Consider the following 14586-nt stretch of genomic DNA (forward strand, 5'->3'; position numbering starts at 1 on the left):
AATATAGCCGAATACCCCGCGCGGTTTCGACTCGCGACGGACCCGATCTGCGGCATTCGATGGCAAAACTAGAACATGTTCTATATCCTCGGCCCCATGAAGGTCGCAGTGACCGGCGCAGCCGGCTACCTCGGTTCCAACCTGATCCCTCAGCTCGTGGAGCGCGGACACGAGGTGGTTGCCATCGACCGCGTCGCCCCCGCCACCACCGACCCGGCCGTCACCTGGGTCGAGGGTGACGTGCTCGACGCGGCGTCGATGCGCACGGCGCTGGACGGCGCCGAGGTGGTGTACCACCTGGTCGCCCTCATCACGCTGGCCAAGAACAACGATCTGGCCTGGCGGGTGAACACCGAGGGTGTGCGGGTCACGGCCGAGGCCGCGCTCGAGGTGGGCGCGCGCCGGTTCGTGCACACCAGTTCCATCCACGCCTTCGACCAGTACCGCGCGGGTGGGCACATCGACGAGAACTCCCAACGCTCCGACAATCCCGAACTGCCCGTGTACGACCGTTCCAAATGGACCGGCGAGCTCTCGCTGCGGCCCGCCATCGAACGGGGTCTCGACGCGGTGATCGTCAACCCGACCGGTGTCTTCGGCCCGATCGACAACCTGCGCCAGCTCTCCCGCGTCAACCGCACCACGGTGGACTGCGCGCGCGGTCGCGTCCCCGTGATGATCGGTGGCGGCTTCGACATGGTCGATGTCCGCGATGTGGCGCACGGCCTGATCCTGGCAGGCGAGAAGGGCCGCACCGGCGAGAACTACCTGCTGGGCGGGCACATGATCACCCTGCTCGAGTTGTGCCGGATCGCCGCCCGGCACGCGGGTGCCACCGGACCGCGTTTCGCCATCCCGGCGGGTCTCATCGGCGCGCTCATGCCGGTACTCGAACCGATCGGCAAGCGCCTCGGTTCGGACGTGCTCTCCAAAGCCGCTCTCGGCGCGATCATCTCGGCCCCTGTCGTCGACCACGGCAAAGCCGAACGCGAACTGGGCTACCACCCGCGCCCGATCCAGCAGAGCATCCACGACCTCGTCGACTTCGCGCTCGCACCGCAGCACGCTTGACACCTGATCGAACGCATGTTCGACTCACAGGGTGCGGTGGCAGACCCAGACCCTCGATGCCGATGACGGTGCCCTGCCCGGTTTGAGCCGGGCGGGGCTCGTTCGCACCGTCCGCACGCCCGAGTTCGACGGCATCACCTTTCACGAGGTGTTGTGCAAGAGCGCGCTGAACAAGATGCCCGAGAGCAGCGCGTTGCCGTTCCGGTGGACCATCAATCCGATGCGCGGGTGTTCGCATGCGTGCCGGTACTGTTTCGCGCGCGGCAGTCACGAATATCTCGGGTTGGACGCCGGGCGTGATTTCGATTCCGAGATCGTGGTGAAAACCAATGTGGCGGCGGTGTTGCGGCGGGAATTGGGGCGCCGGTCGTGGCAGCGCGAGGCGGTGGCGCTCGGTACCAATACCGATCCGTATCAGCGGGCCGAGGGGCGATACCGGTTGATGCCGGGGATCATTCGCGCGCTCACCGATTCCGGGACGCCGTTTTCGATTCTCACCAAGGGTCCGCTGCTGCGCCGGGATCTGCCGCTGCTCACCGAGGCGGCGCGGCGGGTGGAGGTGAGTGTGGCGGTGTCGATCGCGATTCTCGATCCCGACCTGCATCACAGTCTCGAACCGGGCACCCCGGAGCCCCGTGCCCGCCTGGACCTGGTGCGTGCGCTGGCCGACGCGGGCTTCTCCGTGCATGTGATGGCGGCCCCGATCATTCCGTGCCTCACCGACAGCCGCGCCCACCTCGACGCCCTGTTCGCCGCGATCGCCGACGCGGGCGCCACCAGTGCCATGGCTTTCCCCATGCATCTGCGTGGCCCCACCCGCGATTGGTTCCTGGCCTGGCTCGATACCGAACACCCCGCCCTGATGCGTCGCTACCGCCAGCTCTACAACCGGGGCGCCAATGTCACCCCCACCTACCGCGACTGGTTGCGCGACCGGGTGAACCCCCTGCTCACCGCTCACGGTCTCCGCCGCGAGCAGGGCCCTACGACTCCGCCGACCGCCGCGCCCGCGCCGACGAACCCGCAACTCACCTTGTTCGGCTGAGGATGCGGCGTGAGTTCAGGCGCCGTCGAGCACCTCCTCGCGAGAAACACTGGCAGCGGCTGCCTCGCGCTGCTCTCGCCCCGGCATCGCCAGGGTCAGCGCGGCGAGAAGCAAGGCGACACCGCAGATGGCACCCATCATCATGACGGCGCCGCCGAGGCTGTGCGAGCTGAAGAACACCGTGGTCAACACCGCCAGTCCGACCGCATTGCCGACCTGTTCGATGGTCGGCAGTACCCCGGACGCCTCGGCCATCCGGTCGGCGTCCAACCCCGACAGCATCATCGGTTGCAGCTGCACGCCGAACACCCCGACACCGAACCCGGCCGCGAACACCGGACCCGCGCACAGCAGCGCACTGGCCACGCCGTCGACCAGGTACAGATACACCCCGCCCGCGCCGATGCACCCACCGAACAGCGCAATCCCACCCGCGAGCGCCCAGATGTCGAAGCGCGGCACCAGGATCAGCGAACCGATGGCACCCGCACCGGCACCGAGGGCGAACAGGGTCATCACCATGCCGGTGAGCAGCGGTGAGTAACCGAGCACGTCCTGCATCGTGATCGATGCTGCGAACACGAACCCCGTGAACAGCCCGAAGAAGGCACCGACCAGCACCGAGCCGACCCGGAAACCGTTGTTGCCGAACAGTTCCAGGTGCACGAGTGGTGACGCACCGCGTGCGGTCCGTCGACGTTGCTGGGCGAGGAACACGGCCGTGAGGGCCAGGCCGGCACCGACGACCGCGACCAGGTCGAGGCGCCAGCCGTGCTGCTGGATCTGCGCCATGCCCGCGATCAGGGCGAACAGCCCCAACCCGGACAAACCGGCACCGACCAAGTCGAGGCGGTGGCGTCCTTCGGGTCTGTTGCGGTCCAGGAATTTCCAGGCCAGCGCGAACGCGAACACTCCGATCGGCAGGTTGATCAGGAACACCGACCGCCAGCCCCAGCCACCGATGTCGAGGGTGAGTAACACTCCCCCGACGATCGGTCCGAGCATCCCGGCGAATCCCGCCACGCCCCCGTACAGCGCGAACACCAGCGGGTGGCGTTCGCGTGGGAACCCGGCGGTGAGAATCGCGATGGTCTGCGCGGCCATCCCCGCCCCGGCCGCGCCCTGCACCACTCGTGCGATCACCAATTCCGTTGCGCCGTCGGCCAGCCCGCACCACACCGACGCCGCGGTGAAGGCCGCGACCGACACCAGGAACATCGTGCGCCGCCCGACCATCGCCCCGATCCGGGCGGCGGTGAGCAGGGTGCAGGCGAAGGCAAGCGCGTACCCCGAGATCACCAGCAGCTGCGCCGAGCGTGACGCACCGAGGTCGGCGGTCAGGTTCGGCAGGGCGGTGTTCACGATCGTCACGTCGATCATCTGCATGAACACCGCGATCAGGCAGGCACCGAACGCCAGCCAGGCCCCGAGTTCGGGCGTTCGCGATTGTTCGGTGACGGTCACGACACCAACTCCATCGTCGCGCGCGGAGCCGACATCGACATCTGCGTCGGGAAACTCAGCTGCACCAGCCGGTGCGGCGCCGACACCTCGAAGTGGGCGAGGAACGGCGGCACCACGGACCCGACCATCTTGTCGAGCATCCCGTTCACGTGCTCGAAGCCCGGCCGCAACCGGACCTGCCAGCAGGAGAACACCCCGGCGGGCCCGGTGAGCACGACCTGTTTCTCCACCCGCACGAGCAGCGGCCAGTGCACCGAGAACGCCAGCCACACATCGACGGTCTCCATCAGCCCCTCGGCGAATTCCAGGCCGCGCAGCAGGGTGAGCCCGGCGGCGATCGGCATCACGTTCGCCGGGTAGGGCTCGGGCAGGCCACCGGGTTGCAGGTGCACGGTGTCGACGAAGTTCGCCTCCTCCCGCGACACCAGCGTCGATCCCGAGAAGGTCTGCGCGCGATAGGTTTCCGCGTGCAGGCGCCCGTCGATGCGGCCGATGCGCTGTTCGATCGACATGACCGGCTCGCGCCCGTCACGATGCCGCTGAGCGGGGCCGACCTCCAACGTCGTGTGGTAGCCGCCCCGGTTGTGCACGACCACCTGGGACACCTCCATCCCGCCGGGCTGTCCGGTGATGCCGACGTGATAGGTCGACTTCTCGCCGTCGGGGATGAACGGGTCACGGAAGATGGAGGGGACGAATTCTTCTCGGATCACGGGATCTCCGCGGCGCTGTCGATGATGGCTCCGAACACGGACTTCATGGTGTCGAGGTAGCGGCCCACGTTCTCCTGGGCGATCGCGGTGTCGGGGAAGATGACGCTCAGCGAGGTCTGTCCGGGCAACCGGTTGATCCAGATCAGCGCTTCCTCGGACGCGGCGCGGTTGGCGAACACCCCGGCGTGCAGGCTGTCGAACAGCTCGTTGCCGAGGAAGTCCCTGGCGTCGATGAAGGAGATCATCGGGGTCACCCAGCCGGGTTCGGCCTTGATCTCCGAATCGGCGGGCAGCAGTTCGAGGACGCGATGAAACGACGTGGGCGCCAGCAGGAGTCCGCTGTCGTAGGCGCGCTGGGCGGTCCTGATCGCGCGCCCGATCGTCAGCCGTTCCGGGAGCGGGAACGCGACCGGAACCAGCGTCACATACCAGCCGACCGAATTGTTCTCCGCCGCCGAGGTTCTGGTGCTCACCGGGGTCATGCCGAAGTAGTAGTCCGACCCGACCAGTTCGCGTTCGGCCAGCGCGGCCGCGGCGAACACCCCGCCGGCGAAATCGGCGCTGTTGGCCCGGCAGACCTCCTCGAAGCGCTCACCCTGTTCCTCGTCGAGCAGCACGATGCTGCGGTGGGCGCTGCGGTGGTATCCGTCGGTCTTCTCGCCGAGGTCGAGCGGGAAGCTCGGCAGCCGGTTGTCGTTGCCGCGCAACAATGCCAGCCACTTCTTCACCCCGGCCGAGGCCAGTGTCTGCTGATCGCTGAGGAACCGTTCGTTGCGGCAGTAGTCCAGGTAGCTCGCCGCGGGGGCGAGCGGTTCGGCGTCGGGCCACAGTTCGGCGGCGTAGAGCTGGGCGAAGTCGGCGGCCGAGAGGTACTGGCCGAGGCCGTCGGTGTGCAGGTGGTCCACGGCCAGGTAGACGGTGGTCGAGTCCTCGTGCTCGATGGCACCGAAGGTGAAGCAATCCCATTGGAACGGACCGGGTGTGGTCTTCTCGACGTGCCGGCAGATCGCCTCGGGGTCGTCGATGTAGCCGTAGTCGACCGGGAGGAACTCCACATCGGCCTCGGGAACGAGGTGACGGCGCACCGCGCCACCCGGTTCGACGGTGAACCAGGTGCGGAACGTGTCGTGGCGCAGCAGGAACTTGTGGATCGCCCGGGTGATGGCGTCCCGATCCAGTTCGGTGGTGGGAATGCGCGCGGTCACCAGGCACAGACCCGAGAAGCGGAAGTCCGCGCCCGCGTGCCGGGCGGCCAGGCGCAGATACTGTTCCTGTTGCAGCGACGGCGGCGCCGGATGGACCGGTGCCCGTGCCGCGCGCGCGACCGAGTCCGCCGAGGCGAACCAGGTCACGAGCCGTCCCGGCGCGGGCCGCCACTCGTCGATCAGACCGAACTCGACCATCAGTGCGATCCCGCCATCGAGATCTCGGAGGCGCGGTCGACGGTCCACTGCTCGGGCACCTCGGTCGGTGCGGCGTCCTCCCCCGGTACCGGTACGACCTCCGGAAGCGGCGGTGTGGCAGCGGGTTCCGAGGCCAGGATCAACTCGGCGACCTTCGGTCCGGCCTGTTCCAAGCTGAACGAGCGGCCCATCTGCATCGACATCAGGTCGATGCCGAGCGTCTTGGTGACGCGTGCGCCCAGCTCGACCGCCATCAGCGAATCCAGCCCGAGTTCGGGCACCGGCACGGTCATGTCGATCGACTCCACGGGCACGCCCATGACGACCGCGAGTTCCTCGGCCATCTTCCTGGCGATCGCGGGCCCACGCTTGGCCTCCTCCATCGCGGCCAGTTCGGCTCGGAGCCTGGCCAATTCGGAGGTGTCCTTGGCGGAGGACTTCGCGAGTCCGGCGGTGCGGCCGGTGCGGATCAGCTGGGGGAAGGTGCCGGTGAGCTTCACCCAGTCGGTGGGGATGATCGCGGCGTTGGTCGCGCCCAGACGCAAGGTCTGTTCGAGGTAGGCGGTGGCGTCGGCCATGTCGATCGGGCCGAAACCGACCAGGTCCAGGTACTTTTCGGCGGTTTCGTCCGACGCCATGCCGCCCGAGGCACCGGACAGGTGACCCCAGCCGATGCACAGGGCCCGTTCCCCCGCCGCGGCCCAGCGCCGGGCCAGGGTTTCCACCGCCACATTGGCGGCGCAGTAGTTGTACTGGCCGTAGATCCCGTACATGGAACCGCCGGAGGAGCACAGCACGAACATGTCCAGGGTGATGCCCGCGTCGGCGATCGCCTGGTGGATCACCTGCGCGCCTTGGACTTTGGGCCGGTAGACGCGGTCGAGTTCGGCCAGTTCCATCTTGGCCAGCCGGTTGTCGGCCACCGCACCCGCCGCGTGGAACACCCCGCGCAAAGGGTGTTCATCGCTGTGCGTGCGGGCGATGATCGACGCGACGGCGGCCGCGTCGGTGACGTCGGCGAGTTCCTCCACCACCTCGATACCGATCGAGCGCCACACCTCGAGTTGACGCTCGGCCGTGTCGGTGCTCGCCCCGCTGCGCCCGACCAGCACGAGGCGGCGCGCACCGCGCATGGCCAGCCACCGGCCGATCGCCATCCCGAACCCACCGAACCCGCCGGTGATGAGATAGCTCGCGTCGCCGTCGATTTCGAGGGGCGGCAGGTAGGGACGCACGGGTGGTTGCGGGTCGTCCATGCGCAGCGCGACGCGACCCACCCGCGAGGATCGCAGCGTCTCCTCGAAGGCCTGGCTCACTTCGTGTGTCTCGAACAGCTGATACGGCAGCGGCGTGTACACGCCCTCGGTGACCTTCTCGAACACCCGCTGCAACAGCCGCGACAGGCGCTGCGGGCGCACCGCGACCAGGCGGTCCAGGTCCATCGAGTAGTAGGCGAGGTTCTTGTCGAAGTTGGCCAGTTCCAGCAGCCCACCGGTATAGATGTCGGCCTTGCCGACCTCGACGATGCGGCCGAATTCGGCGGCGGCATTGAAGTTCTGGCGCAGGATCTCGCCGGGAGCACTGCTGATGATCACGTCGGCGCCCGCGCCGCCGGTCAAGGCGAGCACGTCGTCGACGAAGTTGAGCGAGCGCGAGTTCACCGCGAAGTCGGCACCCATCGCCAGCACGTGCTCACGGCGCTCGGGCGAGCTCGCCGTGCCGATGATGCGTGCGCCGATCGCCTTGGCGACCTGGATGGCCGCGGTGCCGACACCGCCCGCCGCGCCGTGGATGAGCACCGTCTCGCCGGGCTCCAGCCTGGCCAGGTCGTGCAGGGCGTATTCGGCCGTGCCGAAGGCGATGGTGCTGGTGCAGTAGGCGGGGTCGGTGTCGGGGGGAACGACCACCGCCAGTTCCCGGTCGACCGTGGCGAACCGGCGCATCATGCCCTTGGAGGCCACCGCGACCTTGTCGCCCACCGCCACATCGGTGACGCCCGCACCGACGCGCACGACGGTGCCCATGCCCTCCATACCGGGCACGGTGCCGAAATAGGTCGGGGCGAGCTCACGTTCACCGAGCAGACCGATGATCTTGAGCGGGTCCTTGTAGTTCAACCCGATCACCGCCATCGCGACCTCGATCTCCCCGGTACCCGGCGCCACGCGTGGGCACTGCCGCCAGGCCACCTGTGACAGCAGGCGGGTCCGCGGCATGTCCAGTTCGAAGTTGGCCTCCGGGTCGGTGAGCGGGTGCGCTGTCTCGAGTTCCTCGATGCGCTCGGGCAGCGGTTTGGTCACCACCGGTGCGAGACGGACTCCGCCACGCAGCAGTACCTCGTCACTGTTGTCGAGCGAGAACGCTCCCGGCACACCGAGTTCGGTGACCAGATCGGCGATCGGCGTGCCCGGTTCGGTGTCGATCAGGCGCCAGCGCAGCGGGGTCTGCTCGTTGAGCAACACACGTCGCGCGCCGGCGAACGCGGCCTGTCTCGGGTCGGGCGCGACGTCGCTGTCGGGCGTGGCGAACGCGGATTCGGTGACCAGGGTGGCGTGGACGGTGCCGTCGCCGAAGTGGATCTGCGGTGCGGCGCCTTCGACGGTGGGGGTGACGTATTCCGAGATCGCGACCGCGATGCGCTTGAGCGTCCACAGGTCGGCGACATCGTCGGTGCCCGCCCCGGCCACGACGCAGACGTGCACGCGCTGCTTGTCCTCGGCCTCGGCCGCGGTCAGGAGCGCGACCAGATCAGCTTCGAGTTGCTCGCTCGCCGGGTCGACGACATACACCCGCGAATCGGGGAAGGCCGCGGCGAGTCGCGCGGTGCGCGGGCTCTCGCCGAGACCGACGATCACCGTCGACACCGATCCGGCCTCGGCCAGCGCCGCGGGGTCGAGCGGCTCACGTTCCTCGAGCGTCTCGGTGTAGTAGAAGTCGGCCATCCGGTGCAGTGGGTCGTCGCCGGGTTTGAGCGCGCCGATCTGCAGTCCGGTCAAGCGCGCCACCAGCTTCCGGTCCTGATCGAGCAGGTCGACATCGGCACGCAGCCGGGCCTTCGGGTCACGGCGGGCGATGACGGTGATCCGCGCGGGCAGGTCGGCGAGCAGGCGTACCGCCGTCACCCCGACGGGCACCATGACGCCCTCGTTGATCCGTTCGTCGGTGAACAGCATGGCCGCGCACTGCATGGCGGCATCGACCACGGCCGGATGCGCCAGGTGCCCGGAGTCGGCGGCGATGCTGCCGTCGACGGTGGCCAGCACGACATCGCGGCCGACGCGCACCGAGGTCACCCGCTGGAAGGACGGACCGTACTGCAGCCCCGCCGAGGCGAGTCCCGCGTAGAACATGGCCGGGTCCACATCGACGCCGACGTCGATCGTGGGCAGTTCGACCTCGGTCTGTTCGAGCGCGCCGGTCAGGGTGCGCCCGGTCGAGTGCACCGTCCACGCCGTTCCGGTGGCGCTGCGGGAGCGGATCAGGAACCGGCCGCTGGCCTCCTCCACACTCATCGCGACCAACGGCACATCGGGGGCGCCCATGACGAGCGGCGCGACGAACCGGACCCCTTCCAGCGCGACCTGCTTGCTGCCGATCCGCTGCGCGGTGGCACTGAGCGCGGCATCGAGATAGGCCGCGCCCGGCATGATCTTGACGCCGTTGACCACGTGGTCGGCCAGCCAGGGCAGCAACTGGGTGCCGACCTGGAGCAGCCATTCGGGGCGGCCCTCCACGTCGGGGTCGCCGAGCATGGCGTACGTGCCGGGCGTGCCGAGGCGGGCCTGTTCGAACAGCGGCAGCGCCGAGTGCAGTCGGGTGCGCTGCCAGGGGTAGCGCGGCAGCGGCACGTGCGCGGTGGGCACAGCCGGGAACAGCCGTTCGCGGTCGAGGACACCGGCCGCGTGCAGGCCGATGAGGGTGCGCCGGAGGCTGTGCGAATCGGACTGTTCGCGGTCGAGGGTCGGCACCGTGGTGCCGTTGACGTCCGCGTCGACCATGGCCTCGCGGATATTGCCCGACAGCACCGGGTGCGGGCCGACCTCGAGGAACACCCGGTTGCCCGCGGCGAGCAGTGTGCCGATCGCGGCGTGGAACCGCACGGGCTCACGGACATTGGACCACCAGTACTCGGCGTTCCAGGCGCCCTCGGTGACGAGTTCGCCGGTCACCGACGAGTACAGCGGCACGGTGGGTGCCTGCGGGGCCAGGTCGGCGAGCACCTCGCACAGTTCGTCGTGGATCGGCTCCATCAGGCGGCTGTGGTAGGGCACCTCCACCCGCAGTCTGCGGGCGAAGATGCCGTCCTCGGTGAGCTTCTCGGCGATCTCGTCGAGCCGGTCGACATCGCCGGACAGGGTGAGCGAGGTGGGGCTGTTGATCGCGGCGATGTCGACACTCGGGTCGTCGCCGATCAGCGCGGTCACCTGGTCGGTACTCATCCCGACCGCCAGCATGCCGCCGGTGCCCGCCGTGGTGGCCTGCAGACGGGCGCGGTGATAGGCCACGCGCACCGCGTCTTTCAGCGAGAGCATGCCGCTGACGTAGGCCGCTGACACCTCGCCCACACTGTGTCCGACGATGGCGGCCGGGGCGATGCCGTATTCGGCCAGCTCACGCACCAGACCGACCTGGACGAGGAAGTTGGCCGGCTGCGCGACCTCCGTGCGGGTGACGCGCGACTCGTCCTCGGGCCGGTTCAACTCCTCGAGGATCGACCAGCCCGCCAGCGCACGGAACTCGGCGTCGATCTCGCGGGCGGTTTCGGCGAATACGCCACCGGCGGCGAGCAGTTCGCGGGCCATCTTCCAGTGCTGTGGTCCCATGCCGGAGAACACGAACACCGGTTCGGCGGCGGCCGAGGACACCGTGCGGGCCGCGTCGCGGCCGCCGCCCGAGGCGTATTCGTGCAGTTCGCGAACCACATCGCCGGTGTCGCCGTCGAGCAGCACACCGGTGCGGAAGGGGTGCTGCGCCATGCGGGTCCAGGCCGCCTCGGCCAGCCGCTGCGGGTCGGCACCCGAGGTGATGAGGTCGGCGAACCGGCCGGCCAAGGCCCGCGCCGCGCCGGTGCTGCGCGCCGAGATGGGCAGAATGCCGAGGTGCCGTGGCGGTTCGGCCTGCGCCTGCGCCGGCACGCGGAACTCCTGCAGGATGGCGTGCGCGTTGGTGCCGCCGTAACCGAAACCGTTGACCGCCACGGACATCGGTTCCCCGTCGGCGGGCAGGGGCTGCGCCTCGGTCTGTACGTGCAAGCCGAGTTCGTCGAAGGGGATGTCGGGGTTGGGGTTCTCGAGCCAGCCCTGCGGCGGCAGCGTGCGATGGCGAAGGGCCAGCGCCGCTTTGATCACGCTGGCCACGCCCGCGGCGGCCTCGGTGTGGCCGATCGTCGCCTTCACCGAACCGACACCGATGGTGCCCGAGCGGCCCGACGGCGCGCCGAAAACTCTGCCGAGCGCACGCAATTCGACCGGGTCGCCGACGAGGGTTCCGGTGCCGTGCGCCTCCAGATAGGTGATCCGGTCGGGGGCGATGCCCGAGCGCTCGCACACGGTGCGCGCCAGCGCCTCCTGGGAGTCGACATTGGGCACGGTGATCGCGGTGGTCCGCCCGTCCTGGTTCGAGCCCGTCGCCTTGATGACCGCGTACACGCGGTCACCGTCGCGCACGGCGTCGTCGAGTTTCTTGAGCACCACCATGCCCGCGCCCTCACCTCGGCCGTACCCGTCGGCGGTGGCGTCGAAGGACTTGCACCGGCCGTCGGCGGCCAGGAAGCCGCCCTTGCACATCAGGACGAAGGTCTCGGGCTGCAACATCACGTTGACCCCGCCCGCCACGGCGACCCGGCAGTCGTCGTTGTCGAGCGCCTGGCAGGCCAGGTGCAGCGCGACCAGCGACGACGAGCACGCGGTGTCGACCGTGATCGCCGGGCCCACCAGGTTCAGCGCGTAGGCGATGCGGTTGGACAGCATCGTGTAGGAGGCGCTGGCCGGGGTGTGCATGTCGGTGTGGAACAGCGCCGGCCCGACCACACCGATCACCGACTGGTCGACGACGAAGCCGCCCACGTACACGCCGACCCGCTCGCCCGCTACCTGCCCGGCGATGCCCGCGTCGTCGAGGGCCTCCCAGGTCACCTCCAGCATCAACCGCTGCTGCGGGTCGAGCACGGTGGCCTCGCGCGGGGAGATCCCGAAGAAGTCGGGGTCGAACTGCCAGGGATCGATGGTCATGAAGGCGCCGTGCTTGGTGTAGCTGCGACCCGGCGTGCGTGGCTCGGGGTCGTAGTAGCGGCGCCAGTCCCAGCGATCGGCAGGCACCTCGACGACACCGTCGCGCTTGTCGACGACGAAGTCCCAGAACGATTCCGGCGAATCGATTCCGCCCGCGAACCGGCAACCGATTCCGACAATGGCAATATCCGACACGCAATTTCCTCCGGTTTCGACCGGTCTGTGGCAACTGACCGTTTGATGTCAACGTAGAAGCCCGGCACCGCGCCGATCGTTCGATAACCGACGTCTGACATTTCTGACTGACACTCGCGCGTACTCCTGTGATCTGCCCCAGCAGGCGAGGTCACGGCTCACAGCGAAATTCCGGGATCGATTGTGACCGACCGCAATATCGATGTTTCACGACCGAAAAGTCGCTCGACAATGACAAGTTCGACCCCATCGCGAAATGTCGTTGGGAGCCGGATGTGTACGCCGAATTGAGGCAGTGGGGCGATACCGTCGTGCGGCGCAGGTACGCCGTCATCGTGACGGTGGTCGCGGGGTTGCTGGCGCTGGGAGCCTATGGTCTCGGCCTCGGCGCCGACCTGAGTTCGAGCGGGTTCGACGATCCTTCGTCGGAGGGGGTGCGCGCGGCGCAGGTGCGCGACAACGCCTTCGGGCGCGATCACAGCTCAGATCTGCTGCTGGTGTTCCGCGCACCGGACGGCACGACCATCGACGACCCCGCCTTCGCGGCCACCGTCGTGGCGGGGCTCAACGCCCTGCCGCAGCGGTTCCCCGACCGGATCGACCGGATCAACGGAGCGTACTGGCCGACCGATATCGGGATGGCGTTGCCCGAGGTGTTCGGCTCGCCGGCGCGCGACAAGGCGTTCGCCTCGATCGCGATCAAGGGCCTGAACCCCACCGAGCAGGGCCGCAACTATCGGGAGATCGCCGATGAACTCACGATTCCCGGGGTGCGGATGGAGGTGGCGGGCGGGCAGCCGGTCGCCGCCGCGTTGAACGACACGATGGTCGAAGACCAGCGGCGGGTGGAGCTGTTCGCCGTCCCGGTCGTCGCGGTGCTGCTGTTCTTCGTGTTCGGTGGTGTCGTCGCCGCCGCGCTGCCGCTGATCGTCGGCGGGCTGACCATGCTCGGCGCCTGGGGCCTGCTGCGCCTGCTCACCACCGTGACCGAAGTGAATTCCTTTGTGTCGCCAGTGGTCTCGATGATCGGGCTCGGACTGGCCATCGACTACGGGCTGTTCGTGCTCAGCCGGTTCCGGGAAGAACTGGCCGAGGGCCGATCGGTGGAGGACGCGGTGCGCAACAGTGTGTCCACCGCGGGGCGCACGGTGCTGTTCTCGGCGCTGATCGTGGTGGTCGCGGCGGCGGGCATTCTGGTGTTCCCCCAGGGTCTGCTCCGCTCGTTCGCCTACGGCGCGATGATCACCATCACGCTGGCCGCGCTCACCTCCATCTCGCTGCTGCCCGCGATGCTCGCCGTGCTCGGCAGGCGGGTCGACCGGTTCGGTGTCGACTGGTTCCGCAAGCCGGTCGCCCGCGACCCCGGCAACGCCTGGGGCAGGCTGGCCGCCGCGGTGATGAGACGCCCGCTCGCGGTGGCGGTTCCGGTCTGTCTCGGCCTGCTGGTGCTGATCTTCCCGATCCAGCACCTGGCCTTCGGATCCATCAACGAGAAATTCCTGCCGCCGACCCACCCCACCCGGCTGGCCCAGCAGCATTTCGACGAATCGTTCCCACTGCGCCAGATCGACCCGATCGACCTGGTCATCGTCACCTTCGATCCCGGAACCGCCGATGTCGTGCGCGCCGACGCGAACCGGGCCCCCGGCCTGGCCGCGCCGTTCGCCGAACCGATGCGGTCACCGTTCCAGCCCCAGGTGCTTACCACCGGCACCGTGCTGGCCGAAGCCGCCGACGCCGAGGCGACGATCGAGTACCTGCGATCGATGCCGCTGCCGCCGGGCACCACGCTGCTGGTGGGTGGTCAGCCCGCCGTCGAGAAGGACAGCATCGACGCGCTGGTGACGCGGATGCCGCTGATGATCGCGTTCGTCTTCCTGGCCAGCACGCTGCTGCTGGCGCTGACTTTCGGCTCGGTGGTGTTGCCGTTGAAGGCCGCGGCGCTGAACCTGCTCGGACTCGGTGCCACCCTCGGTGTCCTCACCTGGGTCTTCATCGAGGGCCACGGTGCGGGGATGTTCGGTTTCACGCCTCAACCCGTGATGGCGCTGGTCCTGGTGATCATCGTGTCGGTGATCTACGGCCTGTCCACCGATTACGAGGTGTTCCTGCTCTCGCGCATCGTCGAGGCCAGGGCGGCGGGCGCGTCAACCACCGAGGCGGTGCGGGCGGGGGTCGCCGGAACCGGGCGGATCATCACCGCCGCCGCACTGATCCTGTTGGTGGTGACCGGCGCGTTCGCGCTGTCGGAACTGCTGATGATGCAGTACATCGCCTTCGGGATGGTGACGGCGCTGCTGATCGACGCGACCGTGCTGCGGTTGGTGCTGGTGCCCGCGTCCATGCGGTTGCTCGGTGACGCCTGCTGGTGGGCGCCGGGCTGGTTGGTCCGGCACCGACCCCGGCCCGAATCCGATTCCGCCACCTCCGTTCCCGCGCCGGTTGTCGTCCGCGAACGGGACTGA

Annotated in this window: 7 protein-coding genes; 3 read left to right on the forward strand and 4 right to left on the reverse strand. The window is 68.7% G+C overall.

Annotated elements, in window-relative coordinates; translation table 11 throughout:
* The first annotated feature begins 96 nt into the window (after positions 1 to 96).
* Together NCO8_RS02890 and NCO8_RS02895 are read left to right on the forward strand one after the other, a co-directional pair.
* A complete protein-coding gene (locus NCO8_RS02890; RefSeq protein ID WP_067636615.1) occupies positions 97 to 1071 on the forward strand; it encodes an NAD-dependent epimerase/dehydratase family protein in 975 nt (324 codons plus the stop codon).
* A 31-nt stretch (positions 1072 to 1102) separates the two neighbouring features.
* Entirely contained in the window at positions 1103 to 2116 is a 1014-nt protein-coding gene (locus tag NCO8_RS02895) for an Rv2578c family radical SAM protein (RefSeq protein ID WP_067636125.1), read from the forward strand.
* Between the two features lie 15 nt (positions 2117 to 2131).
* Here the strand turns inward: NCO8_RS02895 and NCO8_RS02900 are convergent, their stop codons facing one another.
* Genes NCO8_RS02900 through NCO8_RS02915 form a run of 4 tightly spaced genes read right to left on the reverse strand, consistent with a single transcriptional unit; the run spans position 2132 to position 12121 of the window.
* Positions 2132 to 3580 (reverse strand): MFS transporter, encoded by a 1449-nt coding sequence (locus tag NCO8_RS02900; protein ID WP_067636127.1) that lies wholly within the window; start codon positions 3578 to 3580, stop codon positions 2132 to 2134.
* Positions 3577 to 4293, reverse strand: coding sequence for a hypothetical protein (locus NCO8_RS02905; RefSeq protein WP_210740573.1), 717 nt, complete (start codon positions 4291 to 4293; stop codon positions 3577 to 3579). Before NCO8_RS02905 ends, NCO8_RS02900 begins: the two co-directional genes overlap by 4 nt.
* Positions 4290 to 5696, reverse strand: a complete 1407-nt coding sequence (locus NCO8_RS02910) for a condensation domain-containing protein (RefSeq protein WP_067636620.1) — start codon at positions 5694 to 5696, stop codon at positions 4290 to 4292. The genes NCO8_RS02905 and NCO8_RS02910 overlap by 4 nt, the downstream gene beginning before the upstream one ends.
* A complete protein-coding gene (locus NCO8_RS02915) occupies positions 5696 to 12121 on the reverse strand; it encodes a type I polyketide synthase (protein WP_084456427.1) in 6426 nt (2141 codons plus the stop codon). Before NCO8_RS02915 ends, NCO8_RS02910 begins: the two co-directional genes overlap by 1 nt.
* Positions 12122 to 12396: 275 nt before the next feature.
* Here NCO8_RS02915 and NCO8_RS02920 point away from each other — a divergent pair, with 275 nt between their 5' ends.
* Positions 12397 to 14586 (forward strand): MMPL family transporter, encoded by a 2190-nt coding sequence (locus tag NCO8_RS02920; RefSeq protein ID WP_067636129.1) that lies wholly within the window; start codon positions 12397 to 12399, stop codon positions 14584 to 14586.

This window comes from Nocardia coubleae NBRC 108252, assembly GCF_001612805.1.
Taxonomy (GTDB): Bacteria; Actinomycetota; Actinomycetes; order Mycobacteriales; family Mycobacteriaceae; genus Nocardia; species Nocardia coubleae.